Origin of the sequence: Luteibacter sp. Sphag1AF (assembly GCF_014192715.1) — a bacterium.
In the GTDB taxonomy this organism is placed as follows: Bacteria; Pseudomonadota; Gammaproteobacteria; order Xanthomonadales; family Rhodanobacteraceae; genus Luteibacter.
This window is the reverse complement of the sequence record NZ_JACHYH010000001.1, coordinates 524,177-550,793: the sequence shown is the minus strand read 5'-3', so window position 1 is coordinate 550,793 and position 26,617 is coordinate 524,177. Positions and strand designations below refer to the sequence as shown.

General features: G+C 62.7%; 25 protein-coding genes. 15 read left to right on the top strand and 10 right to left on the bottom strand.

Features of this window, described 5'->3' with window-relative positions; genetic code table 11:
- Positions 1–3: 3 nt before the first annotated feature.
- Together FHW69_RS02495 and pdhA are read right to left on the bottom strand one after the other, a co-directional pair.
- Positions 4–984 (bottom strand): alpha-ketoacid dehydrogenase subunit beta, encoded by a 981-nt coding sequence (locus FHW69_RS02495; protein ID WP_183421432.1) that lies wholly within the window; start codon positions 982–984, stop codon positions 4–6.
- A gap of 12 nt (positions 985–996) precedes the next feature.
- Entirely contained in the window at positions 997–2,076 is a 1,080-nt protein-coding gene (gene pdhA / locus FHW69_RS02490) for a pyruvate dehydrogenase (acetyl-transferring) E1 component subunit alpha (RefSeq protein WP_183421431.1), read from the bottom strand.
- Positions 2,077–2,317: 241 nt separating this feature from the next.
- Here pdhA and FHW69_RS02485 point away from each other — a divergent pair, with 241 nt between their 5' ends.
- The gene (locus FHW69_RS02485) at positions 2,318–3,166 is read left to right on the top strand and encodes a tryptophan 2,3-dioxygenase family protein (protein ID WP_183421430.1); all 849 of its coding nucleotides are present in this window, start codon (positions 2,318–2,320) and stop codon (positions 3,164–3,166) included.
- A 115-nt stretch (positions 3,167–3,281) separates the two neighbouring features.
- The gene (locus tag FHW69_RS02480) at positions 3,282–4,793 is read left to right on the top strand and encodes a peptide MFS transporter (RefSeq protein ID WP_183421429.1); all 1,512 of its coding nucleotides are present in this window, start codon (positions 3,282–3,284) and stop codon (positions 4,791–4,793) included.
- Between the two features lie 63 nt (positions 4,794–4,856).
- Here the strand turns inward: FHW69_RS02480 and FHW69_RS02475 are convergent, their stop codons facing one another.
- Entirely contained in the window at positions 4,857–5,306 is a 450-nt protein-coding gene (locus FHW69_RS02475) for a MarR family transcriptional regulator (RefSeq protein WP_183421428.1), read from the bottom strand.
- A gap of 87 nt (positions 5,307–5,393) precedes the next feature.
- On the opposite strand from FHW69_RS02475, the gene hppD reads away from it, so the two are divergent.
- The 3 genes from hppD to FHW69_RS02460 are packed head-to-tail and all read left to right on the top strand — an operon-like array spanning position 5,394 to position 8,775.
- Positions 5,394–6,482 carry a 4-hydroxyphenylpyruvate dioxygenase gene (hppD, locus tag FHW69_RS02470; protein ID WP_183421427.1) on the top strand — a complete coding sequence of 363 codons (1,089 nt, stop codon included), beginning with the start codon at positions 5,394–5,396 and terminating at the stop codon, positions 6,480–6,482.
- A 20-nt stretch (positions 6,483–6,502) separates the two neighbouring features.
- The gene (gene hmgA, locus FHW69_RS02465) at positions 6,503–7,798 is read left to right on the top strand and encodes a homogentisate 1,2-dioxygenase (protein WP_183421426.1); all 1,296 of its coding nucleotides are present in this window, start codon (positions 6,503–6,505) and stop codon (positions 7,796–7,798) included.
- Positions 7,795–8,775, top strand: coding sequence for a fumarylacetoacetate hydrolase family protein (locus FHW69_RS02460; RefSeq protein WP_183421425.1), 981 nt, complete (start codon positions 7,795–7,797; stop codon positions 8,773–8,775). Before hmgA ends, FHW69_RS02460 begins: the two co-directional genes overlap by 4 nt.
- A 73-nt stretch (positions 8,776–8,848) precedes the next feature.
- On the opposite strand, the gene gap is transcribed toward FHW69_RS02460, so the two are convergent.
- Positions 8,849–9,865, bottom strand: a complete 1,017-nt coding sequence (gap, locus tag FHW69_RS02455) for a type I glyceraldehyde-3-phosphate dehydrogenase (protein WP_183421424.1) — start codon at positions 9,863–9,865, stop codon at positions 8,849–8,851.
- Positions 9,866–10,020: 155 nt separating this feature from the next.
- Here gap and FHW69_RS02450 point away from each other — a divergent pair, with 155 nt between their 5' ends.
- From FHW69_RS02450 to FHW69_RS02435, 4 genes are all read left to right on the top strand, one after another.
- Complete coding sequence (locus FHW69_RS02450) at positions 10,021–10,848, top strand: S1/P1 nuclease (RefSeq protein WP_255494487.1); 828 nt, start codon at positions 10,021–10,023, stop codon at positions 10,846–10,848.
- Between the two features lie 74 nt (positions 10,849–10,922).
- Complete coding sequence (pyk, locus tag FHW69_RS02445; protein ID WP_183421423.1) at positions 10,923–12,392, top strand: pyruvate kinase; 1,470 nt, start codon at positions 10,923–10,925, stop codon at positions 12,390–12,392.
- A 153-nt stretch (positions 12,393–12,545) separates the two neighbouring features.
- On the top strand, positions 12,546–12,992 hold the full coding sequence (locus FHW69_RS02440; RefSeq protein ID WP_183421422.1) for an energy transducer TonB: 447 nt from the start codon (positions 12,546–12,548) through the stop codon (positions 12,990–12,992).
- A 138-nt stretch (positions 12,993–13,130) separates the two neighbouring features.
- Positions 13,131–14,135 (top strand): class I fructose-bisphosphate aldolase, encoded by a 1,005-nt coding sequence (locus FHW69_RS02435; protein WP_183421421.1) that lies wholly within the window; start codon positions 13,131–13,133, stop codon positions 14,133–14,135.
- Between the two features lie 125 nt (positions 14,136–14,260).
- On the opposite strand, the gene FHW69_RS02430 is transcribed toward FHW69_RS02435, so the two are convergent.
- Positions 14,261–14,857 carry a porin family protein gene (locus FHW69_RS02430; RefSeq protein ID WP_183421420.1) on the bottom strand — a complete coding sequence of 199 codons (597 nt, stop codon included), beginning with the start codon at positions 14,855–14,857 and terminating at the stop codon, positions 14,261–14,263.
- Between the two features lie 202 nt (positions 14,858–15,059).
- Positions 15,060–15,788, bottom strand: a complete 729-nt coding sequence (locus tag FHW69_RS02425) for an outer membrane beta-barrel protein (RefSeq protein ID WP_221195352.1) — start codon at positions 15,786–15,788, stop codon at positions 15,060–15,062.
- A 242-nt stretch (positions 15,789–16,030) separates the two neighbouring features.
- Between FHW69_RS02425 and tkt the strand changes: the two genes are divergently transcribed.
- Positions 16,031–18,043: a transketolase gene (gene tkt, locus FHW69_RS02420; protein WP_183421419.1), complete on the top strand. Its 2,013-nt coding sequence runs from the start codon at positions 16,031–16,033 to the stop codon at positions 18,041–18,043.
- Between the two features lie 57 nt (positions 18,044–18,100).
- Here tkt and FHW69_RS02415 read toward each other — a convergent pair whose 3' ends face one another.
- The 3 genes from FHW69_RS02415 to FHW69_RS02405 all read right to left on the bottom strand — a co-directional run bounded on the left by FHW69_RS02415 (position 18,101) and on the right by FHW69_RS02405 (position 21,213).
- Positions 18,101–19,264 carry a hypothetical protein gene (locus FHW69_RS02415; RefSeq protein WP_183421418.1) on the bottom strand — a complete coding sequence of 388 codons (1,164 nt, stop codon included), beginning with the start codon at positions 19,262–19,264 and terminating at the stop codon, positions 18,101–18,103.
- Between the two features lie 135 nt (positions 19,265–19,399).
- Entirely contained in the window at positions 19,400–20,041 is a 642-nt protein-coding gene (locus FHW69_RS02410; protein ID WP_183421417.1) for an HAD hydrolase-like protein, read from the bottom strand.
- The gene (locus tag FHW69_RS02405; protein WP_183421416.1) at positions 20,038–21,213 is read right to left on the bottom strand and encodes a phosphoglycerate kinase; all 1,176 of its coding nucleotides are present in this window, start codon (positions 21,211–21,213) and stop codon (positions 20,038–20,040) included. Before FHW69_RS02405 ends, FHW69_RS02410 begins: the two co-directional genes overlap by 4 nt.
- A gap of 121 nt (positions 21,214–21,334) precedes the next feature.
- On the opposite strand from FHW69_RS02405, the gene maiA reads away from it, so the two are divergent.
- Entirely contained in the window at positions 21,335–21,994 is a 660-nt protein-coding gene (maiA, locus tag FHW69_RS02400) for a maleylacetoacetate isomerase (protein ID WP_183421415.1), read from the top strand.
- A 42-nt stretch (positions 21,995–22,036) separates the two neighbouring features.
- Here the strand turns inward: maiA and FHW69_RS02395 are convergent, their stop codons facing one another.
- Positions 22,037–23,146, bottom strand: a complete 1,110-nt coding sequence (locus FHW69_RS02395) for a PilT/PilU family type 4a pilus ATPase (protein ID WP_183421414.1) — start codon at positions 23,144–23,146, stop codon at positions 22,037–22,039.
- Positions 23,147–23,255: 109 nt separating this feature from the next.
- Here FHW69_RS02395 and FHW69_RS02390 point away from each other — a divergent pair, with 109 nt between their 5' ends.
- The 4 genes from FHW69_RS02390 (at position 23,256) to FHW69_RS02375 (ending at position 26,612) form a co-directional block, all read left to right on the top strand.
- Entirely contained in the window at positions 23,256–23,786 is a 531-nt protein-coding gene (locus FHW69_RS02390; protein WP_183421413.1) for a DUF4398 domain-containing protein, read from the top strand.
- Complete coding sequence (locus tag FHW69_RS02385; protein WP_183421412.1) at positions 23,786–24,415, top strand: hypothetical protein; 630 nt, start codon at positions 23,786–23,788, stop codon at positions 24,413–24,415. Before FHW69_RS02390 ends, FHW69_RS02385 begins: the two co-directional genes overlap by 1 nt.
- 291 nt (positions 24,416–24,706) lie before the next feature.
- Positions 24,707–25,054: a YdcH family protein gene (locus tag FHW69_RS19180; RefSeq protein ID WP_343203950.1), complete on the top strand. Its 348-nt coding sequence runs from the start codon at positions 24,707–24,709 to the stop codon at positions 25,052–25,054.
- Positions 25,055–25,241: 187 nt separating this feature from the next.
- Positions 25,242–26,612, top strand: a complete 1,371-nt coding sequence (locus tag FHW69_RS02375) for a pyridoxal-phosphate dependent enzyme (protein ID WP_183421411.1) — start codon at positions 25,242–25,244, stop codon at positions 26,610–26,612.
- Positions 26,613–26,617 lie beyond the last annotated feature (5 nt).

Here is a 26,617-nt window from a genome sequence, read left to right as displayed (position 1 = left end):
AGGTTAGCTGGCGGCGAGCGTGCGCTGGGCGGCTTCGACAATGCGTTCGACGCTGGGCAGGTACTTCATTTCCAGGCGGAACAGCGGAATGTGGGTGTCGAAACCCGTGACCCGCTCAACCGGAGCGAGCAGGCTGTACAGGCATTCCTCGGCCAGGCGCGCGGCGATTTCCGCACCGTAGCCTGCGGTCTTCGGAGCTTCGTGCACGATCACGCAGCGGCCCGTCTTGGTGACGGACTCGGCGATGGTGTCGAAGTCCAGCGGCGTGAGCGTGGCCACGTCGATGACTTCCGCGCTGATGCCCTTCTGGGCCAGCTCGTCGGCAGCTTCGAGGCATTCCTTGACCTGGGCGCCCCAGGTCACCAGCGTGACGTCGGTGCCATCGCGCAGCACGAAGCAGACGTCCAGCGGCAGTGCTTCGCCGTCATCGGGCACTTCTTCCTTGTACTGGCGGTAGATGCGCTTCGGCTCGAAGAACATGACCGGGTCCGGATCACGGATCGCAGCCAGCAGCAGGCCGTAAGCACGTGCCGGCGACGACGGCATGACGACGCGCAGGCCCGGGATGTTGGTGAACAGATGCTCGTTGGCTTCGGAGTGATGCTCCGGAGCACGGATGCCACCGCCCCACGGAGCACGCCACACGGCGGGCACCGTCATGCGGCCGCGCGTGCGGTTGCGCAGGCGCGCAGCGTGGCAGGCGATCTGTTCCATCATCGGGTAGATGAAGCCTTCAAACTGGGCTTCCGCGACCGGCTTCATGCCCTGCACCGCCAGGCCGACGGTGACGCCTGCGATGGTGGTTTCGTCCAGCGGCGTGTCCAGCACGCGCAGTTCGCCAAACTTTTCCTGCAGACCCTGGGTGGCGCGGAACACGCCGCCGTTGACGCCAACGTCTTCGCCGAGCACCACGACGCTTTCGTCGTGGGTCATTTCATAGGCGAGAGCCTGGGTCACGGCTTCGATAAGAGTGATTTGTGCCATGGGAGTAGTTCCTTACGACTGGCGATCAAGGGAAGCGACGAAGTCGCGCTGCGCCTCAAGGTCGGCGGGGAGTTCGGCATAGAGGTAGTCGAACATCGCCGTGGCCGGCTGGGTCTTGGTTTCGAGGTAAGCGTTGACCTCGTTGTCCATCCAGTCGTCGCACTCGGCCTTCCAGGCTTCTTCCTTCGCGTCGTCCCACTTGCCTTTCGCTTCCAGCCACTTGCGCAGGCGAGGAACCGGATCGCGATCCCAGGCGTCTTTCACTTCCTGCTCGCCACGGTAGCGGCGGGCATCGTCGGCCGTGGTGTGGTCGCCGAGTCGGTAGGTCACCGCTTCGATCACCGTGCCACCGTTGCCGCTGCGTGCACGTTCCAGGGCGTCTTCCATCGCCTTGCGAACCGCGATGATGTCGTTGCCGTCCACCTGGATGCAGAACAGGCCAGCGGCCAGGCCCTTCTGGGCCAGCGTGCCGGAACCGGACTGGATGCGGCGGGGCACCGAGATGGCCCACTGGTTGTTCACGATCACGGCGACCAGCGGCAGCTGCTGAGCGCCGGCAATGTTGATGGCGCCGTAGAAGTCGCCCTTGGACGAACCGCCGTCACCGATGGTGCAGACAGCCACGCGCGGTTCGTTGCGGATCTTGAATGCCAGCGCAGAACCGGCGGCATGCAGGCACTGCGTGGCGATGGGCACGCACCAGGCGAAGTCGTGGCGCGGGGCGTCGGCAAAATCGTTGCCGCGCTCGTCGCCGCCCCAGTACATGTAGACCTCACGCGGCTTCACGCCGCGATACAGCTGTGCGCCGTATTCGCGGTAGCTGACAGCCAGCGAGTCTTCACGGCGCATGGCGCTGCCGATGCCCACGTGAGCGGCTTCGTGGCCCAGGCACGAAGCGTAGGTACCCAGCTTGCCGGTGCGCTGGAGCGCGATCGACTTGGCGTCGAACACGCGGGTGGACACCATGAGCTTGTAGAGCTCGACCATGTGGTCGAGGTCCTTGGCGAACTCGGGCAATTCCTTGCCTGTTTCCTTGCCGTCCTGGTCAAGGTACTGCAGGTATTCGATTTCAAACTTCGCGGCGATGGACACGACTCGCTCCCGGATTGAGAAAGTTGGTGGCGCTTACAGGGAGGCGGCAGCCCATCCAGCGGGACGTGCACACACTTCATACCTTTGCGGGGCGCACTAGATATCAGGGGTATTATGACGCGGCAAGGGACGGCGCAGCATACGGGGCCGTCTGGCGGGGGTGGTTAAAGCGTTGTGGAGACCCCACAGAAACCTCCGAATCATCCTAAGATGGCGGGCTTAACAGGGGTATGGCGGCTTCATGACCGATCGGCAGCGCAAGCTCGAACCAGGCATTCAGACGGACCTTGAAGGACGCCTCACCTATGGGTCGTACCTGCGCCTGGACCTGGTGCTCGGCGCCCAGCAACCGCTTTCCGACCCGCCCCAGCATGACGAAATGCTGTTCATCGTCCAGCATCAGACCTCCGAGCTATGGCTGAAGTTGCTGATTCACGAGCTGAAGGGCGCCATGGCCCATCTGCGCGCGGACGATATCGACCTCACCCTGAAAATGCTGGCGCGGGTAAAGCACATCCAGCGGCAGCTCTACGAGCAGTGGGGCGTGCTGGCCACGCTCACGCCCACCGAATACCTCGCTTTCCGTGAGGTGCTGGGCCCGTCGTCCGGGTTCCAGTCGCTCCAGTACCGGATGGTCGAGTTCATGCTGGGCAACAAGCTGGGCGACATGCTGCGGGTGTTCGAGCACGATCCGGTGGCACATGCCGCGCTGGTCGAGGTCTACGAGGCGCCTGGCCTGTACGACGAATTCCTGCGTTATCTCGCACGCAAGGGTCACGCCGTACCGGCCGCCCTGCTGGAGCGCGATGTCACCCAGCCCTATCGAAGCGATCCGGATCTTTATCCGGCGCTTCGCGGCATCTACGAAAACGCCCAGGCGCACTGGCCGGAGTACCACTTGTGCGAGCAACTGGTGGATGTGGAAGAAAGCTTCCAGCTCTGGCGATTCCGTCACATGAAGACGGTGGAGCGCATCATCGGGTATCGCCCCGGCACCGGCGGCTCTTCCGGCGTGGCCTTTTTGCGCCGCGCGCTGGAGCAGACCTTTTTCCCCGAATTGCTTGAAGTGCGTACGGTTCTGGGGACCTGACATGCCGCAATTTGTTGCGTCCGCATTTGACTGGCCGCATCCCGGCGGGTAAACGTGCACGTCGCTTTCACGTCCAGCGGACGGACGCACCCATCATTTTTCCCAAGGGAAGCCCATGACGCCAGTTGCAACCGACGCCACCCGTCCCGTACCCGAATTCCCGCAAACGCTGGGTCACCCCCGTCCGTTGTGGATGCTGTTCATGACCGAGTTCTGGGAGCGCTTCGCGTTCTACGGCATGCGCTGGGCGCTGACGCTGTACATCGTGGCGCAGTTCTTCAACCACGATCAGGCCGGCCAGGGCTACGCCAGCCGCACGTATGGCGCGTATCTGGCGCTGGTCTACGCTTCGGCGATCTTCGGCGGCTATGTGGCCGACCGCATTCTCGGCTACCAGCGCTCGATCCTTCTGGGCGCGGCCGTGATGGGCTCTGGACTGTTCATGGTGATGGTGCCCAACCAGCAGGTTTTCCTTGCCGGTCTTGCCACCGTCATCGTTGGTAACGGGCTGTTCAAGCCGAACATTTCGTCGCTGGTGGGACAAATCTACAAGCAGGGCGATGCTCGCCGCGACCGTGGGTTCACCATCTTCTACATGGGCATCAACGGCGGTGGCCTGCTGGCGCCTCTGGTAACCGGCTGGCTGGCATCCGTGCTCAGCGACACGCCGATGGAGCAGAACTACAAAGTCGTGTTCGCCGCTTCCGGCGTGGGCATGATCATCAGCCTGATCTGGTTCTTCATCGGCAAGAGCCAGCTGAAAGGCATTGGCGTGCCGCCGCCGGAGCGCAACGGCACCCGGAGCATGCTGATGGTGATCGTGGGCATCCTGGTCGCCATTCCGCTGGTTTACCTGCTGATGGCGCAGGCTGGCGCCATCGTGATCGCGTGGCTGCTGGGCGTGCTGTTCATCGGCGTGGGCGTGATGCTGGTGGTGGAAGCGCTTCGCCATGGCCGCGTGCAGATTCAGCGCGTGATCGCGATGCTGCTGCTGTTTGCCTTCAACGTAACGTTCTGGATGTTCTTCGAGCAGGCGGGCAGTTCGTTCAACTTCCTGGCTGAAAACATCGTTGACCGGAACATGTTCAACGGCGCATTCATCTTCCCGACCGGCTGGTTCCAGTCGGTGAACTCCGCCGCCATCATTGCACTGGCGCCGTTCGTGGCCTGGGCATGGGCCTGGTCGGCTGGCATCGGCAAGGAGCCGTCCATCCCGCGCAAGTTCGGTCTTGGCCTGCTCTTCAACGCACTGGCGTTCCTGGTGCTGATGTATGCCCTGTCCAGCACCGTGGACGGCACGGGCCATATCCCGTTCTGGCCGCTGGCGCTGTGCTACGTGATGCAGACCGTGGGTGAGCTGTGCCTGTCGCCCATCGGCCTTTCGATGGTGACCAAGCTCGCACCCAGCAAGGTCGTGGGGCTGGCGATGGGTGGCTGGTTCCTTTCCACCGCCATCGGCAACAACCTGTCGGGCCTGCTGGCCGGCCACATCAGCGGCGAGAACGGCATGACCGTGGCCTCGGCATTGAGCGGCTTCACCTTCAGCTTCTGGCTGCTGATGGGCGCTGGCGTGTTGTTGTTCCTGATTGCGCCGCTGATCAACCGGTTGATGCACGGCGTCAAATGACGGGTGCGCCGGGGTGTGATGGCCCCGGCGTCCTGCCTCGACAGATTTGCAAACGATGGCGCCTCAGGGCGCCATCAGTTTGTCCAGAATCCGCGCCAGCCACGCTTTTTCTTCGTCGTTGAGCTTTTCCAGGAGCTCGCGTTCGTGCTCCCGGGCCAGCGGCGCCACTTCGTCGTGGATCGCCCAGCCGGCAGCGCTCAGTTGCAGCACCGAACGACGCTTGTCGCCATCGTGGGTGGCCCGGTCCACACGGCCGGCATCCACCAGCCGGGCCAGCGCGCGGCTGACGGCCACCTTGTCCATCGCCGTGCGCTCGGCGACTTCCCGGGCAGACAGCCCCTCGAACCGACCCAGAACGGCCATCACGCGCCATTCGGTCATACTCAGCTCGTACCGTTGCTGGTAATCGGCGGCGATGGCCTGACTGACCGTGTTGGACAGGATCGACAGGCGGTAGGGCAGAAAGTGTTCCAGCTCCAGCGGCGCATGCGCCACGGTCGGTCTGGCGGACATGTTGCGCCGCTCCTTGCAAATGGTTTCAACTGAAACTATAAGTTCTCGATACCCAGCGCAAGCTGCCTTGCATGCCAGGAGATCCCCATGAGCGCCCAGCCTAACATCGGTATGGAAGTGACAACCTTCGAGAACCCGCAGGGTGTCGATGGTTTTGAATTTGTCGAGTTCGCGGCACCCGATGCCGCACTGCTGCACGACCTCTTCCCGCGCCTCGGTTTCACCGCGGTGGCAAAGCACCGCACGAAGAACATCACGCTGTACCGTCAGGGCGCGTGCAACTTCCTGGTCAACGAAGAGCCGGGCTCGTTCGCTGCGGACTTCGCTGCCCAGCACGGCCCCTGCGCCTGCGGCTTCGCCATCCGTTTCAATCGTCCGGCCACCGACGTGCTTGCCACGGCGCTGGGCAACGGCGCATCCAAAGTCACTCACAAGCCTGAAACGCTGGCGCTCCAGGTGCCGGTCATCGAAGGCATTGGCGGTGCGGCGCTTTATCTGATCGACACCTATGGCCCGAAGGGCGAGGTGTACGAGTCGGAATTTGAATGGCTGCCCGGCGTGGACCGTCATCCGAAGGGTTTCGGTCTGACCTTCATCGACCACCTGACCCATAACCTGCACTTCGGCAACATGACGAAGTGGTCGGATTACTACGAGCGCCTCTTCAACTTCCGCGAAATCCGCTACTTCGACATCAAGGGTGCGAAGACGGGCCTGGTATCCAAGGCGATGACCGCGCCGGACGGCATGGTGCGCATTCCGTTGAACGAGTCGTCGGACGAGAAATCGCAGATCAACGAATACCTCAACGAGTACAAGGGTGAGGGCATTCAGCACATCGCCATGTTCACGGACAACGTGTACGAGACCGTGGAAGCGATGCGTGCGCAGCACGTGGAGTTCCTCGACACGCCCGATACGTACTTTGAAGTGATCGACATGCGCATGCCGGGCCACGGCGAAGACGTGCCGCGCCTGCAGAAGAACAAGATCCTGATCGACGCCGACGACGAGACCAAGAAGAAGTTGCTGTTGCAGATTTTCACGCAGAACAACATCGGCCCCATCTTCTTCGAGATCATCCAGCGCAAGGGCAACGAAGGTTTCGGCAACGGCAACTTCACCGCGCTGTTCGAGTCGATCGAGCGCGACCAGATCCGCCGCGGCGTTCTGTAATCACATTAAGGCCAGCTGCCATGACGACGTCGGGATACCAGTCGGGCTTTGGCAACCAGTTCGCCACCGAAGCGGTGGCGGGCGCGTTGCCCGTGGGACAAAACTCGCCGCAGCGCGCCGCGCACGGCCTTTACGCCGAGCAGCTTTCCGGTTCGGCGTTCACGGCACCACGTCATCGCAACCTGCGTACGTGGCTGTATCGCATCCGGCCGGCGGCGCAGCATTCGCCGTTTGCCGAAGTGGCAACGAAGCACTTCCACAACCGTTTCGATGAAGCGCCCGCCACGCCGAACCAGCTTCGCTGGGACCCGTTGCCGATGCCCACCGACGCCGTCGATTTCATTGATGGTCTGGTGACGATGGCCGGCAATGGCGGTCCTGCCGAGCAGGCTGGCGTGGGCATTCACCTGTATGCCGCCAACCGTTCGATGGAAGGCCGTTTCTTCTACAACGCCGATGGCGAAATGCTCATCGTGCCGCAGCAGGGTGCTCTGCACATCTTCACCGAGCTGGGCGTTCTTGACGTTGCGCCGCTGGAGATTGCCGTCATTCCCCGCGGCATCCGTTTCCGTGTCGAACTTACCGATGGCACCGCGCGCGGGTACGTTGCCGAGAACTTCGGTGCACCGATGCATCTGCCGGACCTCGGTCCCATCGGTGCCAATGGCCTGGCGCATCCGCGTGATTTCCTTGCGCCGGTTGCCGCCTTCGAAGAAGTGGATGGGCAGTTCGAGCTGCTGGCCAAGTTCCAGGGTGGACTGTGGTCGGCACGTATCGACCATTCGCCGCTGGATGTGGTTGCATGGCACGGCAACTACACGCCGTACAAATACGACCTGCGCCTGTTCAACACCATCGGTTCGATTGCGGTGGATCATCCCGACCCGTCGATCTTCACCGTACTGACCTCGGTCAGTGACACGCCCGGTACCGCGAATCTGGACTTCGTGATCTTCCCGCCGCGCTGGCTGGTGGCAGAGCACACGTTCCGTCCGCCGTATTTCCATCGCAATGTGGCCAGCGAGTTCATGGGCCTGATTGATGGCGCTTACGACGCGAAAGCCGGTGGCTTCGTGCCCGGTGGCTCCAGTCTGCATAATTGCATGAGCGGGCACGGTCCCGATGCGGCCAGTTTCGAGAAGGCCAGTGCGGCCGACACATCGAAGCCGGACCACATCACCGGTACCATGGCCTTCATGTTCGAGACGCGCAAAGTCATTCGCCCCACGCAGCAGGCGTTGTCCTCGCCGCAGTTGCAGGGCAATTACTACGAATGCTGGCGCGATCTTAAAAAGCACTACAAAGGGAACGCATGAAACTCGGTTCATTGAAGGAAGGCGGCCGCGACGGCACGCTGGTGGTGGTCAGCCGCGATCTGACCCAGGCCGTGAAGGCCACGGGTATCGCCGCCACCTTGCAGGCTGCGCTGGACGACTGGCATGTAGCCGCACCGCGACTCAATGCGCTGTCCGAGCAATTGAATGCTGGTGAAGCGGCGGGTGCGTTTGCGCTGGATGTCGCCGCGCTGGCGGCGCCGCTGCCGCGTGCCTATGAGTTCGTGGATGGCAGCGCGTATCTGCCGCACGTGGAACGCGTGCGCAAGGCGCGCGGCGCGGAAGTGCCCGAGTCGTTCTACACCGATCCCCTGATGTACCAGGCGACCAGTGCGGGTTTTCTGGGTCCGCGCGATCCGGTCATGGTGCCGAGCGAAGATTTCGGCATCGACCTCGAAGCTGAAGTGCTGGTAGTGACCGACGACGTGCCGATGGGCGTCACGCCCGCGCAGGCCGCCGAGCACATTCAGCTGGTGGGCCTGGTCAATGACGTGTCGCTGCGCGGCCTCATTCCGGGCGAGCTGGCGAAGGGCTTTGGTTTCGTGCAGTCCAAGCCGCGCTCGGCGCTGTCGCCGGTGCTGGTGACGCCCGATGAGCTGGGTGATGCGTGGCAGTCGGAGAAACTGCACCGCCCGATGCTGACGTGGATCAACGGCGAATGGTTCGGCGAAGCGGAATGCGGCGTCGACATGCAGTTCGATTTCGCGCAGCTGGTTGCCCACGTGGCGAAAACCCGCCCGCTGACCGCCGGCACGCTGGTGGGTTCGGGCACCATCGCCAATCAGGACGTGAGCAAGGGTGCATCGTGCCTTGCCGAGCAGCGCACGGTGGAAACGCTGCGCGATGGCAAGGCCAGCACGCCGTTCCTCTCGTTTGGCGACACGGTACGCATTGAAGTGAAGGACGCGCAGGGCGCGTCGATCTTCGGCGCCATCGAGCAGGTCATCGCCAAGGCCTGACGGCCCCTGGCAAGTGCATAAACGAAAAAGGTCCGCAAAAATGCGGACCTTTTTTTCTGCCTGACGCTGCGAATTACTTCGCGGCCATCAGTGCCTTGGTGATGTCGAGCATGCGGTTGGAGAAACCCCACTCGTTGTCGTACCAGGACAGAACCTTCACCAGCGTGCCGCCCATGACGCGGGTCTGTGTCGAGTCGTAGATCGACGAGTGCGGGTTGTGGTTGAAGTCGATGGAGACCAGCGGCTTCGTGTTCACGTCCAGGATGCCCTTCATCGCGCCGTTGGCGGCTTCGGTGAGGGCAGCGTCGATTTCTTCCTTCGTCGTGGCGCGAGCCGCGGTGAAAACCAGATCGACGACAGACACGTTGATCGTCGGCACGCGCATGGCGAAGCCGTCGAGCTTGCCATTGAGTTCCGGCAGCACGAGGCCAACCGCGGCGGCAGCGCCGGTCTTGGTCGGGATCTGGCTGTGCGTGGCGCTGCGGGCGCGGCGCAGGTCGGAGTGATAGACGTCCGTCAGCACCTGGTCGTTCGTGTAGGCGTGGATGGTGGTCATCAGGCCGTTGACGATGCCGATCTTCTCGTTCAGCACCTTGGCGAGCGGCGCGAGGCAGTTCGTGGTGCACGATGCGTTGGAGATGACCTGGTGACCCGAGGTCAGCTTGTCGTGGTTCACGCCGAACACGAACGTGCCGTCCACGTCCTTGTCGCCGGGCGCGGAGATGATGACCTTCTTCGCACCAGCGGCGATGTGCGCGCCGGCCTTGGCCTTGGAGGTGAAGAAGCCGGTGGATTCCAGCACCACGTCCACACCGAGGTCAGCCCACGGCAGCTTGGACGGATCGCGCTCGGCGCACACCTTGATGCGGTCGCCGTTGACGATCAGGTCGCCGCCGTCGACAGAAACCTGACCCGGGAAACGGCCGTGCGCCGTGTCGTACTGGGTGAGGTGCGCGTTGGTTTCGGCATCGCCAAGATCGTTGACTGCAACGATCTGGATGTCCTTGCCGTTAAGACCTGCTTCGTACAGCGAACGCAGGATGTTGCGACCGATGCGTCCGTAACCGTTGATGGCGACCTTGATGGTCATGGGCAGCGTCCTCTTCTGAAGGGGTGCGGGTGGGTAAAACCGTCATGTTAGCGGAAAGCCCCCATGACCGGCTTGCTGCGGCGCGGCGATCTGTCATCCCAGAGTGGGGTGCGTATGGCAGACTTGATGGACAGTCCCTACCCATGATGCGATCCATGACCTCTTTCGTTATGCGCGGCTCGCTGGCCGCTCTTGTTGCCCTGGCCCTTACCGCCGTGGCTCCTTCCGCTCACGCCTGGGGTGCCAATGGCCACCGCATCGTGGCGGATCTGGCCAGCCGCCAGCTCACTCCGCAGACCCGCGCCGTTGTTGAGCGCCTGCTCCACGCCGAAGGCGCACAGTCCATGTCCGACATCGCCAGCTGGGCTGACGAGCTGCGCGACAACCCGGAAACGCGTGATCTGGGCAAGGCCACGGGCCCGCTGCACTACATCAATTTTGCCGATGACACCTGCACTTACGTGCCGCCGCGCGACTGCGCTGACGGCCGCTGCGTCGTGGGTGGACTGGAGAAATACGTCGCGATCCTCGGAGACGCCAGGGCGTCGGACACGGATCGCGCGCAGGCGCTCAACTTCGTGGTGCATTTCGTGGGCGACGCCCACCAGCCGCTGCACGGCGGTTACCGCGACGACAAGGGCGGCAACGACTATCAGGTGCAGATGGACGGAAAGGGCTCCAACCTGCATCGCGTATGGGATTCCGGGATGATCAACACCCGCAACCTCAAGTGGCAGCAGTACGCGCAGAACCTGGCCGACGACGGCCCGGTGACCCTGCCGCCGCCCATCGCTCCGCTGGATAACCCCTACGCGCAGTGGGCCGAGGAGTCCTGCCGGATCACCCGCGATGGCGGCGTCTACCCGAAGGGTCACGTGATTGACGACGCCTACGTGGCGGCCGAGCTGCCCATTGCCGACCGCCGCCTGCGTGAGGCGGGCAAGCGTCTGGCAGACCTGCTCAACCGCACCCTCAAGAACTGACCGGCGCGTCGGCGCGCAATTTCATAAGCATGCCGACGTATTCCCTCGATCTAAGCCTGTGTTAACTTCGTGAAATGACCGACATACAAGTACGCCGCACCAAGATCGTTGCCACCCTCGGCCCCGCCACCGATGCTCCGGGCATGCTCGAACGCATCCTGGAGGAGGGCGTCGACGTGGTCCGCCTCAACCTTTCGCACGGCACGCCGGACGACCATCGCGCCCGCGCCGCCGCTGTGCGCGCTGCCGCCGAAGCGGTTGGCCGGGAAGTCGGCATTCTGGCTGACCTTCAGGGTCCGAAGATCCGCATCGAGAAGTTCGCCGGTGGCCCCGTCGACCTGATGGCCGGTGACAGCTTCGTGCTGGACTGCCGTCCGGATGCACCCGCAGGCAATGCGTCGCGCATTGGCGTCAGCTACTACGGCCTGCCCAACGACGTGGTCGCGGGCGACGTGCTGCTGCTGGACGACGGCCTGGTTGCCATGACCGTGGTCGAAGTGGTGGGTTCGGAAGTTCGCTGCCGCGTTGCCATTGGTGGCCGCCTCTCCGACCGCAAGGGCCTCAACCGCCAGGGCGGTGGCCTCAGCGTGGCCGCGCTTTCGGACAAGGATCGCGCCGACATCAAGCTGGCTGCCGAGATGGGCGCCGACTTCCTTGCCGTGTCGTTCGTGCGTTGCGCGGAAGACCTGCACGAAGCACGCCGCCTTCTTCGCGAAGCCGGCGGCGACGCAGCCATCGTCTCGAAGATCGAGCGCGCTGACGCCATCCCCGTGCTCGGCGAGATCATCGACGCCTCCGACGTCGTGATGGTTGCCCGTGGCGACCTTGGCGTGGAAATCGGCGACGCCGAGCTTCCGGGCCTGCAGAAGAAGATCATCCGCGAGTCCGTGCTGCGCAACCGCTCGGTCATCACGGCCACGCAGATGCTGCAGTCGATGGTCACCGCGCCGATTCCCACCCGCGCCGAAGTGCTGGACGTGGCCAACGCGGTCATCGACGGCACCGACGCCGTGATGCTGTCGCAGGAAAGCGCCGCTGGCGCGCATCCGGACAAGGCCGTGGCAGCCATGCGCCGCATCTGCCTCGGCGCAGAGCGTCAGTTCGAGCCGCGCGACGACCTGCGTCCGGGCATCCACCAGCTGGATCGCAGCGACCAGGCCATCGCGCTTGCCGCGATGCTGCTGGCCGCCCAGGTGGGCGTCCGCGCCATCGTGGCCCTGACCGAGTCCGGCGCCACGGCACAATGGCTGTCGCGTTACCGCTTCGCCGTGCCCATCTACGCGCTGTCGCCCTCGGATGTGGCCCGTCGTCGCATGCTGGTGTTGCGTGACGTGCAGCCGGTGGACTTCGAGCAGAGCAACCTGGACCCGGCGCACACCGCACGTGCAGCGCTCCAGCACCTGTTCCAGCTGGGCAAGCTGGCCGAAGGCGACCGCGTGATCCTGACCCACGGCGACCACATCGGCCGTGGCGGTGGTACCAACACGCTGAAGCTGCTGGTCATCGGCAACGATGGCATTCCGGACAGCCTGCGCGACCTGTAACGGCTTGATCAAAAAGCCACGGCGGTGACTTCGCTGTCGCCGTCGTGGCTTTTTTGCCTGAGGCTTCGCCAAACCAGCACAGCTTTTCGCAACACGCTCACACCCTCACGGCGTTAAACTCCATTCACGAGTTTCTCAACGCAAGAGGGCGCCATGATCAGCCGACTCACCCGTCTTTCCCTTGTCGTGGCGCTCAGCGCTGCTGCCGTACCCGCTTTCGCCCAGTACGGCTCCGCCATGAAGGTGGCTCCGGATCGCGTTCCGTCGTATTTCGTGCTGACCAACAGCCACGTGGATGTCGACGTGCCCAACACGGGCAAGAACCTCGACCAGCCCGGTTGCGCCGCGGTTACCTACAACATCGGCTCCAACGGCCAGACCAGCAACGTGGTGGCCGCCAAAGTGTTTCCCGAAGGCGACCTCGGCATTCCGGCCGTCAGCGCCGTGAAGAACTTCCATTACGCGCCATCGTCCGCCAACCGCAGCGGCCGCGAGATCGCCACGTATTACGTGGTCGAGTTCAACATGCCTGAAGACCAGGCCCGTCGCGCTGAAATCCTGAAGAAGTGCGTCCTGCCGGGCTACACCAGCGCCCAGTAACGGATCATGCTGCGGCGCCCCGTGGGCGCCCCGGCCTTGTGCCCTATACTTCGCCGGCTTTCTTCCGAGCCCCGACCCTCCCGTTGGGGCAAGCCCGTCCTTTGCGGTACACGCACCGCCCCGATCCACGGAGTTGTCATGAGCATCGAAGATCTCGAAACCATCGCGCAGGCCATGGTTGCCCCCGGTAAGGGCATCATTGCCATCGACGAATCGACCACCACCATCGCCAAGCGCTTCGAGGCCGTGGGTATCGAGAACACCGAGGAAAACCGCCGCGCTTACCGCGAACTGTTGCTGACGACCCCGGGTCTGTCCGAGCACGTTTCCGGCGCCATCCTGTTCGATGAAACCATCCGTCAGTCCACGAAGGACGGCGTCCCCTTCACGGAAGTGATGAAGAAGAACGGCATCATTCCGGGCATCAAGGTCGACAAGGGCCCCGTCGCTCTGGCTGGCTTCCCCGGCGATGTGGTCACCGAAGGCCTCGATGGCCTGCGTGATCGCCTGAAGGAATACGCGAAGCTGGGCGCTCAGTTCGCCAAGTGGCGCGCCGTGATCAACATCTCGGAAGACAACCCGAGCTCCACGGCCATCGAAGCCAACGCCCACGCGCTGGCCCGCTACGCAGCCCTGTGCCAGGAAGCCGGCATCGTTCCGATGGTTGAGCCGGAAGTCATCATGGATGGCAACCACAGCATCGAAGTGAGCTACGACGTGCACGAGGCCGTGCTGCGCAGCCTGTTCAACGCGCTGTACGAGCAGAACGTGATGCTGGAAGGCACCATTCTGAAAGCCAGCATGGTCATCGCCGGCACCCATGCCGAAGAGCAGTCCACCGCTGAGGAAGTGGCTGAGGCCACGGTTCTCGTGCTGAAGAACACCGTGCCGGCCACGCTGCCGGGCATCGTGTTCCTGTCGGGTGGCCAGAAGGATGAGCAGGCCACGGCCAACCTCAACCAGATCAACAAGATCGGCCCGCACCCGTGGCCGCTGAGCTTCTCGTACGGTCGCGCCATGCAGCAGGCCGCCCTGGCTCTGTGGGCGAAGGACATCAAGGGCAATGTCGCCGAGGCGCAGAAGATTGTCGCGGCTCGTGCGAAGGAAAATGGTCTGGCTGCGCTGGGCCAGTGGAAGGGTTGATTACCTTCTGCTTCTGCCGCTGAAGAAAAAGACGCCGGGAAAAACGGCGTCTTTTTTTTGCTTTTTCCAAGGCACGAAACAAAGGGCGCCGGAGCGCCCTTTGTTTCACACGATGTTGCGAACGATCAGAAGCGGTATTCAGCGCTGACCGAGACCATGTCGGTGCTCAGGTCGACGTTGTTCTTCTTCGCGTCGTAATGATCGTAGTTGAGGCCCAGGCTCACGCGGTTGCTGAAGTCGTAACCGACACCTGCACCGGCGTACCAGCTGGTCTTGTCGATGCCGTGGCGAACGAAGTCATTGTCGTTGCCGCTCTCCATGCCGTGACCCTTCCAGCTGTAGATGCCGCCGCGGGCGCTGATGTACCACTTCGGATCAATGTTGAAGTGGCCATTCACGCCAGCTGTCCAGCCGTGCAGCTGCGACTTGCCGCGATCAACGACGCGGTCGCCGTTGAAGAGATTCTTGGCGTTGACGTTGCCCAGATCGTTGTAACCGGCTTCCACGCCCAGGGCGACCGACGGATTCACCGTCCAGCGGTAACCGCCGTTGATGCCGTAACCGGTGTCGTGGCCGTCATACGGGCCCTTGTCGATGGAGGTGCGGCCAACGTTGCCGTTGACGAACCAGCTGCCGTTGCCATAAGCGCTCTGCGCGAAGGCGGCGGGAACCACGGCCAGGCCGGCGGTGGCGATAGCGAGGGCAATAAGTGTCTTCTTCATGGAGATTCTCCTGTTATGACTTTCGCGGCCGGCGCTGGGGAAGGCGTGATCCGGCACACGTTGCGCATGCGTTTTTCGTAGCGCTGACCCATACATGTGGTCGGGTCGGAAGCATTCAATACTTGTGAGTTCAGCATTAAGAAACGATTAAGCCGCGGCGCTTGCGCGCCGCGGCTTAAGGTCTTGCGCGAGCCAATGCTTCTTAGAAGCGGTATTCGCCAGCGATCGACACGATACCGGTCGAGCGCTTCAGGTCCGGGGAGACCGTGCCGTCGTTGTTGACGACCTTGCCTGCATTGGCGTGGTAGTAGTCGTAGTTCACGCCTACACCCCAATGCTGGTTGATGTCCCAACCGGTACCCACGCCGGCGTACCAGCTGCCGCGATTCGGGCGGCCGCCGCTGGACAGGCCGAGATCCTGGCCAAGGCTGTTGTTGTAGTTGGTGTTGTTGTCGTTGGCGCGGAAGTAACCGCCACGTGCGCTGATGTACCACTGCGGCACGAGGTTGAGCTTGCCGTTCACACCGACCGTCCAGCCACGCAGTGCGTTTTCGGTGCTGCGCTGATTGACGTCGCCGGAGTTGAAGACGTTCTTCACGCGGTAGTTACCAAGATCAACATAACCGGCTTCGAGACCGAGGCCGAGATCGTTGCCGACCTTCCAGCGATAACCGCCAGTCACGCCGTAACCGGTGCGACGGCCCTGATCGCCCTTCAGGAAGTTGAAACCGCTTGCGTTGCTGCCGAAGCCGCCGGTATCGCTACCGTTGGTGCGACCGACGCTTGCGCCGAGGGTCCAGTTGCCGGTGCCGACAGCCTGGTCCGGCTGATAATTGCCACCCGAAGTTGCGGTGGAATCCTGAGCCATGGCGGGGAGGGCGACGAAACCTGCGGCGCCGAGGCCGAGGGCGAGTAGCGTTTTCTTGATCATGGGGTTCTCCAAATCTTATTGGCCTGCGTGCCGCCGGGGGTTCGGCGATGCCCGAAGGAGCGGGTGTCATGGATGCACCCGCCTGACCATTAGAAGGGGGCGAACCTGAAGGAGTTCATTACGTGACCGTTAAACATTAAGCCGCGGTTAACCGTTGCAGCGCAGCACGGCTTAACACCACAAGTATTGCGGGATCGGCGACAATTGACGTTTTCCGCCCCCCGACTACCTGGAGAACGCCGATGACGACACGCCGCGAACGCGCCAATGCGATCCGCGCCCTTGCCATGGATGGTGTCGAAGCCGCCAATTCCGGCCATCCCGGGATGCCCATGGGCATGGCGGATATCGCCGAAGTCCTGTGGGGCGATTTCCTCCAGCACAATCCGGCCAATCCACATTGGTTCAACCGTGATCGCTTCATTCTCTCCAATGGTCACGGCTCGATGCTGCAGTACGCACTGCTGCATCTGACCGGATATGACCTGCCGATTCAGGAGCTGAAAAACTTCCGTCAGCTTGGCTCGAAGACGGCTGGCCATCCGGAGTATCACCACACGCCGGGTGTTGAAACGACCACCGGCCCGCTGGGCCAGGGCCTTGCCAACGCGGTGGGCTTTGCCATCGCCGAGCGCGTGCTGGCAGATCGCTTCAACCGCGAAGGTCACCAGATCGTTGGTCATCACACCTATGTATTCGTGGGTGACGGTTGCCTGATGGAAGGCATTTCGCACGAAGCCGCATCGCTCGCCGGCACGCTGAAGCTGGGCAAGCTGGTTGTGGTGTACGACGACAACGGTATTTCCATCGACGGTGAAGTGCACGACTGGTTCACCGACAACACTGCCGAGCGCTTCAAGGCGTACGGCTGGAACGTGGTGCAGGGCGCCGATGGCCGTCCGGTGGATGGCCACGATGGCGAAGCCATCAAGAAGGCTCTTTCGCAGGCGACCTCGCAGGACGACAAGCCGTCGCTGATCATCTGCAAGACGATCATCGGTTTTGGTTCCCCTAACAAGGAAGGCAAGGAATCCTCGCATGGCTCCGCGCTGGGCAAGGACGAAGTGGCAGCCGCGCGCGTGGCGCTGGGCTGGAACTACGGCCCCTTTGAAATCCCGCAGTCCATGTATGACTCGTGGAATGCGAAGGAAACCGGTGCGAAGCTCGAAGCTGAGTGGAACGCCAGGTTCGATGCTTACGCGAAGGCTTTCCCGGAACTGGCTGCCGAACTGAAGCGCCGTTACGAAGGCGAACTGCCGGCTGACTGGAACGACGTGGCCAACGCCTATGTGCGCAAGCTTCAGGTTGAAGGTCCGGAAGTGGCATCGCGCAAGGCATCGCAGATGACGCTCGACGCGTTTGGTCCGCACCTGCCGGAACTGATTGGTGGCTCTGCCGATCTGGCGCCGTCGAACCTCACCATCTGGAAGGGTTCGAAGAGTGTCGGCGTGCGTGCGGGTGATGCCAACTACATTCACTATGGCGTGCGTGAGTTCGGCATGTCGGCCATCTCCAACGGTATCGCACTGCACGGCGGTTTCGTGCCGTACGACGCCACGTTCCTGGTGTTCTCCGATTACGCGCGCAATGCGGTGCGCATGTCGGCGTTGATTCCGGCACACGCCATTCACGTCTACACGCATGACTCCATTGGTCTGGGCGAAGACGGTCCCACCCATCAGCCGGTGGAGCACCTGGGTTCGCTGCGCCTGATTCCCAACAATCGCGTATGGCGTCCGTGCGATGCCGTGGAATCGGCGGTGTCCTGGAAGAAGGCCATCGAGCGCAAGGGCAACCCGTCCTGCCTGATCTTCTCGCGTCAGAACCTCAAGCATCAGCAGCGCAGCGATCAGCAGCTGGCTGATATCGAGAAGGGCGGCTACGTGCTGTTCGAGCCGTCCGAGAAGTTCAAGGCGATTGTCATCGCCACGGGCTCGGAAGTGGAGCTGGCCATGGAAGCCGCGCAGACGCTCGGTCAGCAGGGCATCCCGGTTCGCGTGGTGTCGATGCCGTGCACGGAAGAGTTCGACGCGCAACCGGTGGAATACCGTGAAGGCGTGCTGCCGGGCTGGTGCCGTGCGCGCGTCGCGGTGGAAGCGGCAAGTGTCGATTATTGGGCGAAGTACGTTGGTCTGGATGGCTCGACGGTCGGCATGACCACCTTTGGTGCTTCGGCCCCGGCCAACAAGCTGTACCAGCACTTCGGCATCACCACGGTTGCTGTGGTCGAAGCGCTGAAGCGCGCCATCGGCTGATAGCCCGTTACAGCAACACACAAGAAGGCGCCCGGGTTTCCGGGCGCCTTTTTCGTTCTACATGTGCTGTTCTGCATCCTCCGGCATGTCGATGGCGGTATGAGGCCGCGAGCGCGGCGCGCGAACGCTTGCGATAGCTGGCAATGATGCGTGCGACGGCCGCGAGCGATATCCGGTGAGGCTTCCCGGCCGCACCAGCTCAGTGGCGTCCTCGTTGTCCAGGCTGTAGCGATTGGCCTGGCGCACCAGCTGGCCAAACAGGATCGTGTAACCGGCCAGCACGATCACATTGCCCAGGATGTTTCCCAGCGACATGCGTAATTCGGGCGACATGACGGCGTTCTGCAACTGCATCGCGGTGGATCTCGCGCCAAGTACCGCGGTGGTGAGCAGCATCGCCCGCGCAGGTGCGATGCCGACGGCAGCGCGGCCAAGCGATGCGGGCGTGGGCATCGCGGCATTCAGCCGGATGCGCAGCCCCTCGGGGTCCAGGCCGTTGCTTTCGTGCCGTTCAATGGCGCGTTCGGTGCTGCGGAACATCAGGTCGTCCAGCGCTTCCAGGCCGATGTTGAGCGCGGCGCCGGCAAGTGCGCCCTCCCAGTTCCAGGCCGTGCTGTCCGGCGGGCTCGATGGAAAGAAGCGATTGCTGATTTCCCCACCTGCCGTCTGCTGAAGCCCATACACCACACCAGACGCGGCAATGGCCGCAGGACGGAGCGCGGCGTTGTTGTCCGGCGCTTGCAGCGCTACCTGGAAAAGATCGCGAAGCACGCAGTAAAGCAGGTTGCCAATGAGCGACGGTGCAGCACCTTCCGCAGCATCCGATTCCACGGCCCATCCCAAGGCGGCGACGCCGCCCAGTAGCGCGATGCTGCGCGACAGGCGCGCTGCGCGGGTGGTGCCACCATCGCGCCAGTTGAGCGCCAGCGCACCTGCGGTCCAGGTGATGGGCACCAGGGCGGTGGATGTGGTGGCGACGAGTTGTTCGGTGCTGGATTGCTCTGCGAAGCACTGCGTCAGCAGGTGCGTGATGCGATGACGGATCACGGAGGTGAGCCCTACGGATACCGTGAGGCGCACGCCCAGCGAAAGCACGTTGCGACTCCATCGACCCGCCGTGGTCGTGGCACGGTTGGACACAAGCTCGTGGCTGAACGTCCACAGCCAGCGATTGATTTCCTGGGTTTGTTCGAATGTGAGTGCGGGAACGGACGGCTGCATCAGGAATGTCCTGCCTTCGGGAAAAGGGCAGGCTAGAGAGCAGCGCGAGCTTCGCCTAGGGCGATTATTCGGAAAAAAGCCAGATAATTTGCGGGAGCGGACGCCTGGGCGCCGCTCCCGCACGAGTGCGTTGGACTAGCCGCCAATCAGCGCAATCAGTTCGGCGGGCGTCGATGCGATGGACGCGGCACCGGCGTCGTTCAACTCTTCCCGGCTGCCGAATCCCCACAACACGCCGATACCGCGCACGTTGTTTTCAACCGCACCCTCGATATCGAAGCGACGGTCGCCCACCATGACGGCGTCGGTGGGCACGCTGCCAAAATCTGCAAGCGCCTGCGCAATCATGTCGGCTTTCTCGCTGCGCGTCGTTTCCGGGCCTGGCGCATACAGGCGCGTGAAAAGGTGGCCGAACGGCAGATGCTTCGCGATGACTTCCGCGTGCGGACGCACCTTGCTGGTCACGATGGCCAGTGTGTGTCCCGCAGCGACCAGTTCGGCCATCGTTTCGGGAATGCCGTCATACACCCTGTGTTCGGACCAGCCGATCTGCTGGAAGCGCTGGCTGTACGCGTCGATGGCCAGTTCGATGCGTTCCGCGTCGTTGTCCAGCACCTGTGCGAAGCTGTAACGAAGCGGCGGACCCACCCACGCACGCAGCGATTCGTTGTCGATGGCAGGGCCACCCACCACCGACAACGAATGACGAACGCCCGCGAAGATGCCTTCTTCGGAATCAATCAGCGTACCGTCCAGATCAAAAAGACAAAGCGTCACCGGGCGCGCTCTTTCAGGGCGGCAACGGCGGGAAGTTCCTTGCCTTCGAGGAATTCAAGAAAGGCACCACCACCGGTCGAGATGTACGAAACGTCGTTCTCGATGCCGTACTTGTCGACCGCCGCCAGCGTGTCACCGCCGCCAGCAATGGAAAACGCCTTCGATGCAGCAATGGCGCGCGCCAGCGTTTCGGTGCCCTTGCCGAAAGCGTCGAACTCGAACACGCCGACCGGCCCGTTCCACACCACGGTGCCTGCGCTGGCGATCATGTCGGCATAGCGCTTTGCCGTATCCGGGCCGATATCGAGAATGAGGTCGTCATCCCCCACCTGGTCCACTGCCTTCACGGTGGCTTGGGCATCGGCGGCAAACGCCTTGGCGACCACGACGTCGGTCGGCACCGGCACATCAGCGCCACGTGCCTTCGCATCGGCCATCACTTTCTTCGCAGCGTCCAGCAGGTCGGCTTCGTACAGCGACTTGCCCACCTTGTGTCCTGCCGCAGCAATGAACGTGTTGGCGATGCCGCCACCCACGATCAGCTGATCAATGCGACTGGCGAGGTTTTCCAGCAGCGTGAGCTTCGTGGAAACCTTGGAGCCTGCAACGATGGCGAGCAGCGGCCGGGCCGGATTTTCCAGTGCCTTGCCCAGTGCATCCAGTTCGGCCGACAGCAGCGGGCCCGCCGCAGCGATGGGTGCGAAACGGATCACGCCATGCGTGGAAGCCTGCGCGCGGTGCGCGGTACCAAAGGCATCCATGACGAAGATGTCGCACAGGGCGGCATATCTCTTCGACAGATCATCGCTGTCCTTGCCCTCACCGACGTTCATGCGGCAGTTTTCCAGCACGACCACTTCACCTTCGGCAACATCCACGCCGTCGAGGTAGTCGCGCACCAGACGTACGTTGTTGCCCAGCTGCTTGCCCAGCCACTCGGCCACGGGCTTCAGCGACGCTTCTTCATCGAACTGTCCTTCCGTCGGACGGCCAAGGTGCGAGAGCACCATCACCTTCGCACCCGCATCGCGTGCAGCGCGGATGGTGGGCAGCGCAGCGTCCAGCCGCTGGGTCGACGTGATGTTGCCGTTGTTCACGGGCACGTTCAGGTCTTCACGGATCAGTACGCGCTTGCCGCGCAGATCGAGGTCACTCATGCGGATGACGGACACGTTCGACTCCAGGGTGAAAGGGGAAAGACGCCTATTGTCCCGGTCCACCACGTCGGGGCGCAATGCGCGCGCTAGAATCAGCCTTCCTCCCGCGCCCGGTGGCGCATTGACGGGTGCTTCGATGACTGCTTCTTCGCTTGTCCTGTACAGCTACTGGCGTTCCAGTGCGGCATTCCGGGTGCGCATTGCGCTGAATCTGAAGGGTTTGCCATATCAGGTTCATCCCGTGCACCTGATCAGCGACGGCGGCCAGCAGCATTCAGCCAGCTACCGCGAACTGTCCCCGCAGGAGCAGATTCCCACGCTGGTGGATGGTGACTTCGTCGTACGCCAATCCATGACCATCATGGAATATCTGGACGAGCGGTTCCCGGAAACTCCGCTGCTGCCGCGCAACGACGTGCGGGGCAGGGCACGGGTGCGTGAACTGATGCAGGTTGTGGCATGCGATATCCACCCGCTGGGCAATCTGCGTGTTCTGCAACATCTGGAGGCGACGTATGGCGCCGGGCAGGAGCAGAAGGCGGATTGGTCACGTCACTGGATTGCGCTCGGGCTGAACGCCTTCGAGGCGTTGCTGGCACGGGGAGACACCGGCACCTTCTGTCACGGCGACACGCCCACGCTGGCGGATGCCTGTCTGATTCCGCAGGTCTACAACGCCAACCGGTGGGGCGTGGACCTGAGCGGCATGCCGAACATCTGCCGGGTAGCGGCTGCTGCACAGGCGTTGCCCGCGTTTGCTGATGCGGCGCCGGAAGCGCAGCTCGACGCCGTCTGACAACGTATGGCCCGGCCGTCACGCGGCCGGGCCATTGGCATGTCAGACACCAATGCCGTACGGGTCGGCGTTGGCAAACTCGCTGCCGGCGGAGCCTTCCGAAAGACGGATCTTAAGCGCCAGACCGTCGCGTGAATCGGCCTTGTTGAGCGTTTCTTCCAGCGTGATCAGTCCGTCGCGATACAGGCGGTACAGGGACTGGTCGAAGGTCTGCATGCCTTCCTGCAGGCTGCGGTCCATCGCTTCCTTCACCTCGTGAATCTGGCCACGGCGGATCATGTCGCGGATCAGCGGCGTGTTCAGAAGCACTTCGGTTGCCGGCATGCGGTGGCCGTCCTTGCCCAGCACAAGGCGCTGGCTGATCACCGCACGCAGATTCAGCGCGAGGTTCATCAGCACGTTCTTGTGGTTGGCTTCCGGGAAGAAGTTGAGGATGCGTTCCAGCGTCTGGTCGGCATTGTTGGAGTGCAGCGTGGCCAGGCACAGGTGACCGGTTTCAGAGAATGCGATGGCCGCTTCCATGGTTTCGGTATCGCGGATTTCGCCGATCATGATGACGTCCGGCGCTTCACGCATGGCGTTCTTCAGCGCTTCGGCGTAGCTGTGGGTATCCAGACCCACTTCACGCTGATTGACGATGGAGCGCTTGTGGCGGTGCAGGTATTCAATCGGGTCTTCAACGGTCAGGATGTGACCGGAGCTGTTCTGATTGCGATGGTCCAGCATGGCCGCCAGCGTGGTCGACTTGCCCGAGCCGGTAGCGCCCACGACCAGAATGAGGCCGCGTGGCTCCATGATGAGGTCGCGGAAGATGGAGGGCAGCTTCAGCTCCTCCAGCGTCGGGATTTCGCTCTTGATGGCACGGATGACCATGCCGATCTCGCCGCGCTGCTTGAACACGTTGATGCGGAAGCGGCCAGCCTCCTTTACCGCCAGGGCCATGTTGAGCTCAAGATCGCGCTCAAACTGGGGAACCTGGCCTTCATCCATGAGGGAATAGGCGATTTTCTTGACCATGCCGCTGGGCAGGCCGGTATTGCCCAGCGGGTAGAGCTTGCCCTCGACCTTGATGTTCACCGGGGCGCCGGTCGTCAGGAACATATCCGACGCGCCCTTGTCGACCATCAACTTGAGGAAATAACCGATATCCACCTAACCCCCCAGAGATTCGCATTACAATCGAGACAGAAGGCCCGTGCCTTTGCTCAGGCTTCTGCCTGTATATCGACAATATCTCGCAAATCTGTACGAGGAACGAGTGATGGTGCACAACTTGCCGTCGACACCCCATTCTAAGGCTTTGCGGCTGTGCGCCGTAGCTGCCCTGGGGTTCGTCATTGCCACGCTGGCAGGGTGCGCCAGCACCCCGCCGCCCGACGGCGCCCTGAACCAGGCTCAGGCCCAGCTCCAGGCCGCCCGTGACGCTGGTGCCGCTGATTACGCCCCGGTAGACCTGGACTACGCCCAGGCCCGGTTCCAGCAAGCGCAGGCCGCCATGGCCTCGCGTAAGTACGAAGTGGCTGCTTCGCTGGCGGAGGAATCCCGTGCCGACAGCGAACTGGCCCGGGCCAAGGCCCGTCTGGGAGCTGCCCGCGCCCAGAACCAGGCCAAGAGTCAGGAAAACGCGCGCATGCGCGTTGAAATGATCGACAACCACGCCAACGACACCGTGCCCATTCCGGGCAACGTGCAGGAAACCGAGTCGGTTCTTCCCGAACCCACCTCCCAGGGCATTCCGCCCGCGGGTGGTCAGACCCAGCCGCTGCGTGACGACAATCAGGGAGGCCAGTGATGAAGCGCTATACCATCGTTCTGTCGGCATTGACCCTGGCGTTCGCTGCCGGCAATGCCTTTGCGGCGAAAGACGACCTCGACGTCCGTCGCCTCAACTCCAGCCTGGATCAGCTTTCCAGTGATCCGGCCCTGGGCGGATTTGCCCAGGCGGAGCAGGCCCGGGCCCGTGAGTCCATCAACCAGCTGTCCACCGTTCCCTCCAAGGAGCGGGCGCATGCGCTGTACATCGCGGAACGTCGCGTGGACATCGCCCGTGCCATGGCTCAGCTTCAGGAGGCTCAGAACAAGTCTGCGCAGCTGGATCGTGAGCACGACTCCATCCTGCTTGAGGCCAGCCGTCTCGATGCGGAGATGGCTCGTCGCCAGCTCGAACAGCAGCGCATGCAGAACCAGATGATCTCCGAGGAAGCCGCGCGTCTGCAGCAGCAGGGCGTGGAATATTCGCAGGCACTGGAACAGGCCAAGGCGGAAGGCGACAAGGCCCGCAAGCTGGCCGAGGCGCAGGCCCGCGTGGCCAATGCGGCCAAGAAGCAGGCGGCACTGGCGGAACAGGCAGCCCGCGCGATGCGTGATGCCAGCTCGCCGGATACCTCTGATCCGACGCCGACGAAGAAGCCGAAAAAATAAAACGCCTTCGCAGGCGTTCTGGCGTGATACCCAAAGCCGCGTCCGGGCCTCCCGGGCGCGGCTTTTTTCGCATCAGGGCGGGCTTTGCGGGGAACGGCGGTTGCCGTTTATGCATACCGCGACACAGTCTGATAAATTTTTAACTCATTGAGTTAACAAAATTTTATGACGATGGCGGCAAATCGTCACAAGTCCGGTCATGCCCTTGCACCCCCCTCCCAAGCGGAGTAGCTTCGATTCCCCGGACACGCGAAAACCGCGTGACGGCCTGCCGGAGCGAAGCGTACGTTGATGAGTCCACCGCGCCGCCTCACCCCCTCCCGCCATCCCGGCCAGGGACTCGCGCGTGCCTCACTCCTGAACGAAAGGATGGCGGCTCCCGCCGCGATCCTGTCCTACCGCGAGGAGATCGAAATGTTCGAAAACCAGCAGCGTGACGACGTCGAAGCATATATGAGCCATAACCCCGACTTTCGTCGCCTCTACCATCGCCACAGGGATCTTGACAGCATTGTGCACAACGCCGACATCGGTGTGCTGCCCGTCGATGATTCACGCCTCAAAGCGATGAAAACGGAGAAGCTGCGGGTCAAGACGCTTCTTGAGCGAATGTGGCGGGACAGACAGCCCGTCCATTGATGCACGCCCGGACGTAAACGGATTTCACGAGCGGCGGATACGACAACGTATCCGCCGCTTTTTTTTGAACGGCCGCCCTTGGAGCCTTCCTTCGGCGCAACCATTATCATGGGCGCCCGCGTCCGGAGCTTTTCCCGACGCAACCTTAAGGCCAGCGACCGTTGGCACGACACACGATGGAGTTCAGATGAGCGTTTACGACAGCATTCTCGAGTTGATCGGTCGCACCCCGATGGTGCGGGCCCAGCACCTTGATACCGGCTGTTGCGAATTGTTCCTGAAGCTGGAGAGCACCAACCCGGGCGGCTCCATCAAGGATCGCATCGGCATGTCCATGATCGAAGGCGCCGAGCGCGCGGGCAAAATTCGTCCGGGCGACACTTTGGTGGAAGGTACGGCGGGCAATACTGGTTTGGGGCTGGCTCTGGTCGCCCAGCAGAAGGGCTATCGCCTGATCCTCGTGGTGCCGGACAAGATGAGTCGCGAAAAGATCTTCAACCTCAAGGCGATGGGCGCAGAAGTGGTGCTCACCCGCTCCGACGTCGCCAAGGGTCATCCGGAGTACTACCAGGACATGGCCGAGCGCATTGCCCGCGAAACCGCAGGCGCGTACTTCATCAACCAGTTCGGCAACCCGGACAACCCGCTGGCCCACGTGCAGACCACCGGCCCGGAAATCCTTGAGCAGCTGGATGGAAAGGTCGATGCGATCGTGGTGGGCTGCGGCTCGTCGGGCACCATGAGCGGCCTCACCGCGTATCTCAACGAGCATTCGCCCGACACGGAAATCGTGCTGGCCGATCCGGTGGGCTCGATTCTCGCGCAGTACATCAACGAGGGCGTGCTCTCGGAGAAGTCTGGCAGCTGGATGGTCGAGGGCATCGGTGAAGACTTCCTGCCGTCGATCAGCGATTTCTCCCGCGTGAAAACCGCTTATGCGATCTCGGACAAGGAAAGCTTCCTGGCCGCGCGCGAGTTGCTGGCGAAGGAGGGCGTGCTGGGTGGTTCGTCCACGGGCACCCTGCTGGCCGCCGCGCTCAAGTACTGCCGCGAGCAGACCACGCCCAAGCGCGTGGTGACGCTTGTATGCGATACCGGCAACAAGTACCTGTCCAAGATGTACAACGACTACTGGATGCTTGATAACGGATTTATCGAGCGCGAGCGCTTCGGCGACCTGCGCGACCTGATCCTGCGCCCGTATGCGCAGCGGGACACGGTCGTCATCAAGCCGGATGACCTGCTCATCACCGCTTACAACCGCATGAAGCTCTACGACGTGTCGCAGCTGCCGGTGATGGACGGCGACCGCATCGTCGGCATCCTGGACGAATCGGATGTGTTGCTGCATGTGCACGCGGATGAAACCAAGTTCCGTGATCTGGTGTCTACCGCCATGATCGCGTCGCCCGAAATGCTCCAGGTGACCTCGTCCATCGAGGCATTGATGTCGGTATTCGAGAAGGGTCACGTGGCCATCGTCGTGGACGGCGACCAGTTCCTTGGCCTCATCACCCGTATCGACCTGCTCAACTATCTGCGTCGCAAAGTTAACTGAATCAA

Coding starts and splice junctions, on each gene's coding strand:
- FHW69_RS02475 (WP_183421428.1), bottom strand. CDS start 5,306: ATGTCCGCCAGACCGACCGTGGCGCATGCGCCGCTGGAGCTGGAACAC.
- FHW69_RS02430 (WP_183421420.1), bottom strand. CDS start 14,857: ATGAAGAAGACACTTATTGCCCTCGCTATCGCCACCGCCGGCCTGGCC.
- FHW69_RS02495 (WP_183421432.1), bottom strand. CDS start 984: ATGGCACAAATCACTCTTATCGAAGCCGTGACCCAGGCTCTCGCCTAT.
- pyk (WP_183421423.1), top strand. CDS start 10,923: ATGACCGACATACAAGTACGCCGCACCAAGATCGTTGCCACCCTCGGC.
- FHW69_RS02440 (WP_183421422.1), top strand. CDS start 12,546: ATGATCAGCCGACTCACCCGTCTTTCCCTTGTCGTGGCGCTCAGCGCT.
- maiA (WP_183421415.1), top strand. CDS start 21,335: ATGACTGCTTCTTCGCTTGTCCTGTACAGCTACTGGCGTTCCAGTGCG.
- gap (WP_183421424.1), bottom strand. CDS start 9,865: ATGACCATCAAGGTCGCCATCAACGGTTACGGACGCATCGGTCGCAAC.
- FHW69_RS02450 (WP_255494487.1), top strand. CDS start 10,021: ATGACCTCTTTCGTTATGCGCGGCTCGCTGGCCGCTCTTGTTGCCCTG.
- FHW69_RS02385 (WP_183421412.1), top strand. CDS start 23,786: ATGAAGCGCTATACCATCGTTCTGTCGGCATTGACCCTGGCGTTCGCT.
- hppD (WP_183421427.1), top strand. CDS start 5,394: ATGAGCGCCCAGCCTAACATCGGTATGGAAGTGACAACCTTCGAGAAC.
- tkt (WP_183421419.1), top strand. CDS start 16,031: ATGACGACACGCCGCGAACGCGCCAATGCGATCCGCGCCCTTGCCATG.
- FHW69_RS02375 (WP_183421411.1), top strand. CDS start 25,242: ATGAGCGTTTACGACAGCATTCTCGAGTTGATCGGTCGCACCCCGATG.
- FHW69_RS02435 (WP_183421421.1), top strand. CDS start 13,131: ATGAGCATCGAAGATCTCGAAACCATCGCGCAGGCCATGGTTGCCCCC.
- FHW69_RS02390 (WP_183421413.1), top strand. CDS start 23,256: ATGGTGCACAACTTGCCGTCGACACCCCATTCTAAGGCTTTGCGGCTG.
- hmgA (WP_183421426.1), top strand. CDS start 6,503: ATGACGACGTCGGGATACCAGTCGGGCTTTGGCAACCAGTTCGCCACC.
- FHW69_RS02415 (WP_183421418.1), bottom strand. CDS start 19,264: ATGCAGCCGTCCGTTCCCGCACTCACATTCGAACAAACCCAGGAAATC.
- FHW69_RS02480 (WP_183421429.1), top strand. CDS start 3,282: ATGACGCCAGTTGCAACCGACGCCACCCGTCCCGTACCCGAATTCCCG.
- FHW69_RS02460 (WP_183421425.1), top strand. CDS start 7,795: ATGAAACTCGGTTCATTGAAGGAAGGCGGCCGCGACGGCACGCTGGTG.
- FHW69_RS02485 (WP_183421430.1), top strand. CDS start 2,318: ATGACCGATCGGCAGCGCAAGCTCGAACCAGGCATTCAGACGGACCTT.
- FHW69_RS19180 (WP_343203950.1), top strand. CDS start 24,707: ATGAGTCCACCGCGCCGCCTCACCCCCTCCCGCCATCCCGGCCAGGGA.
- FHW69_RS02425 (WP_221195352.1), bottom strand. CDS start 15,788: ATGATCAAGAAAACGCTACTCGCCCTCGGCCTCGGCGCCGCAGGTTTC.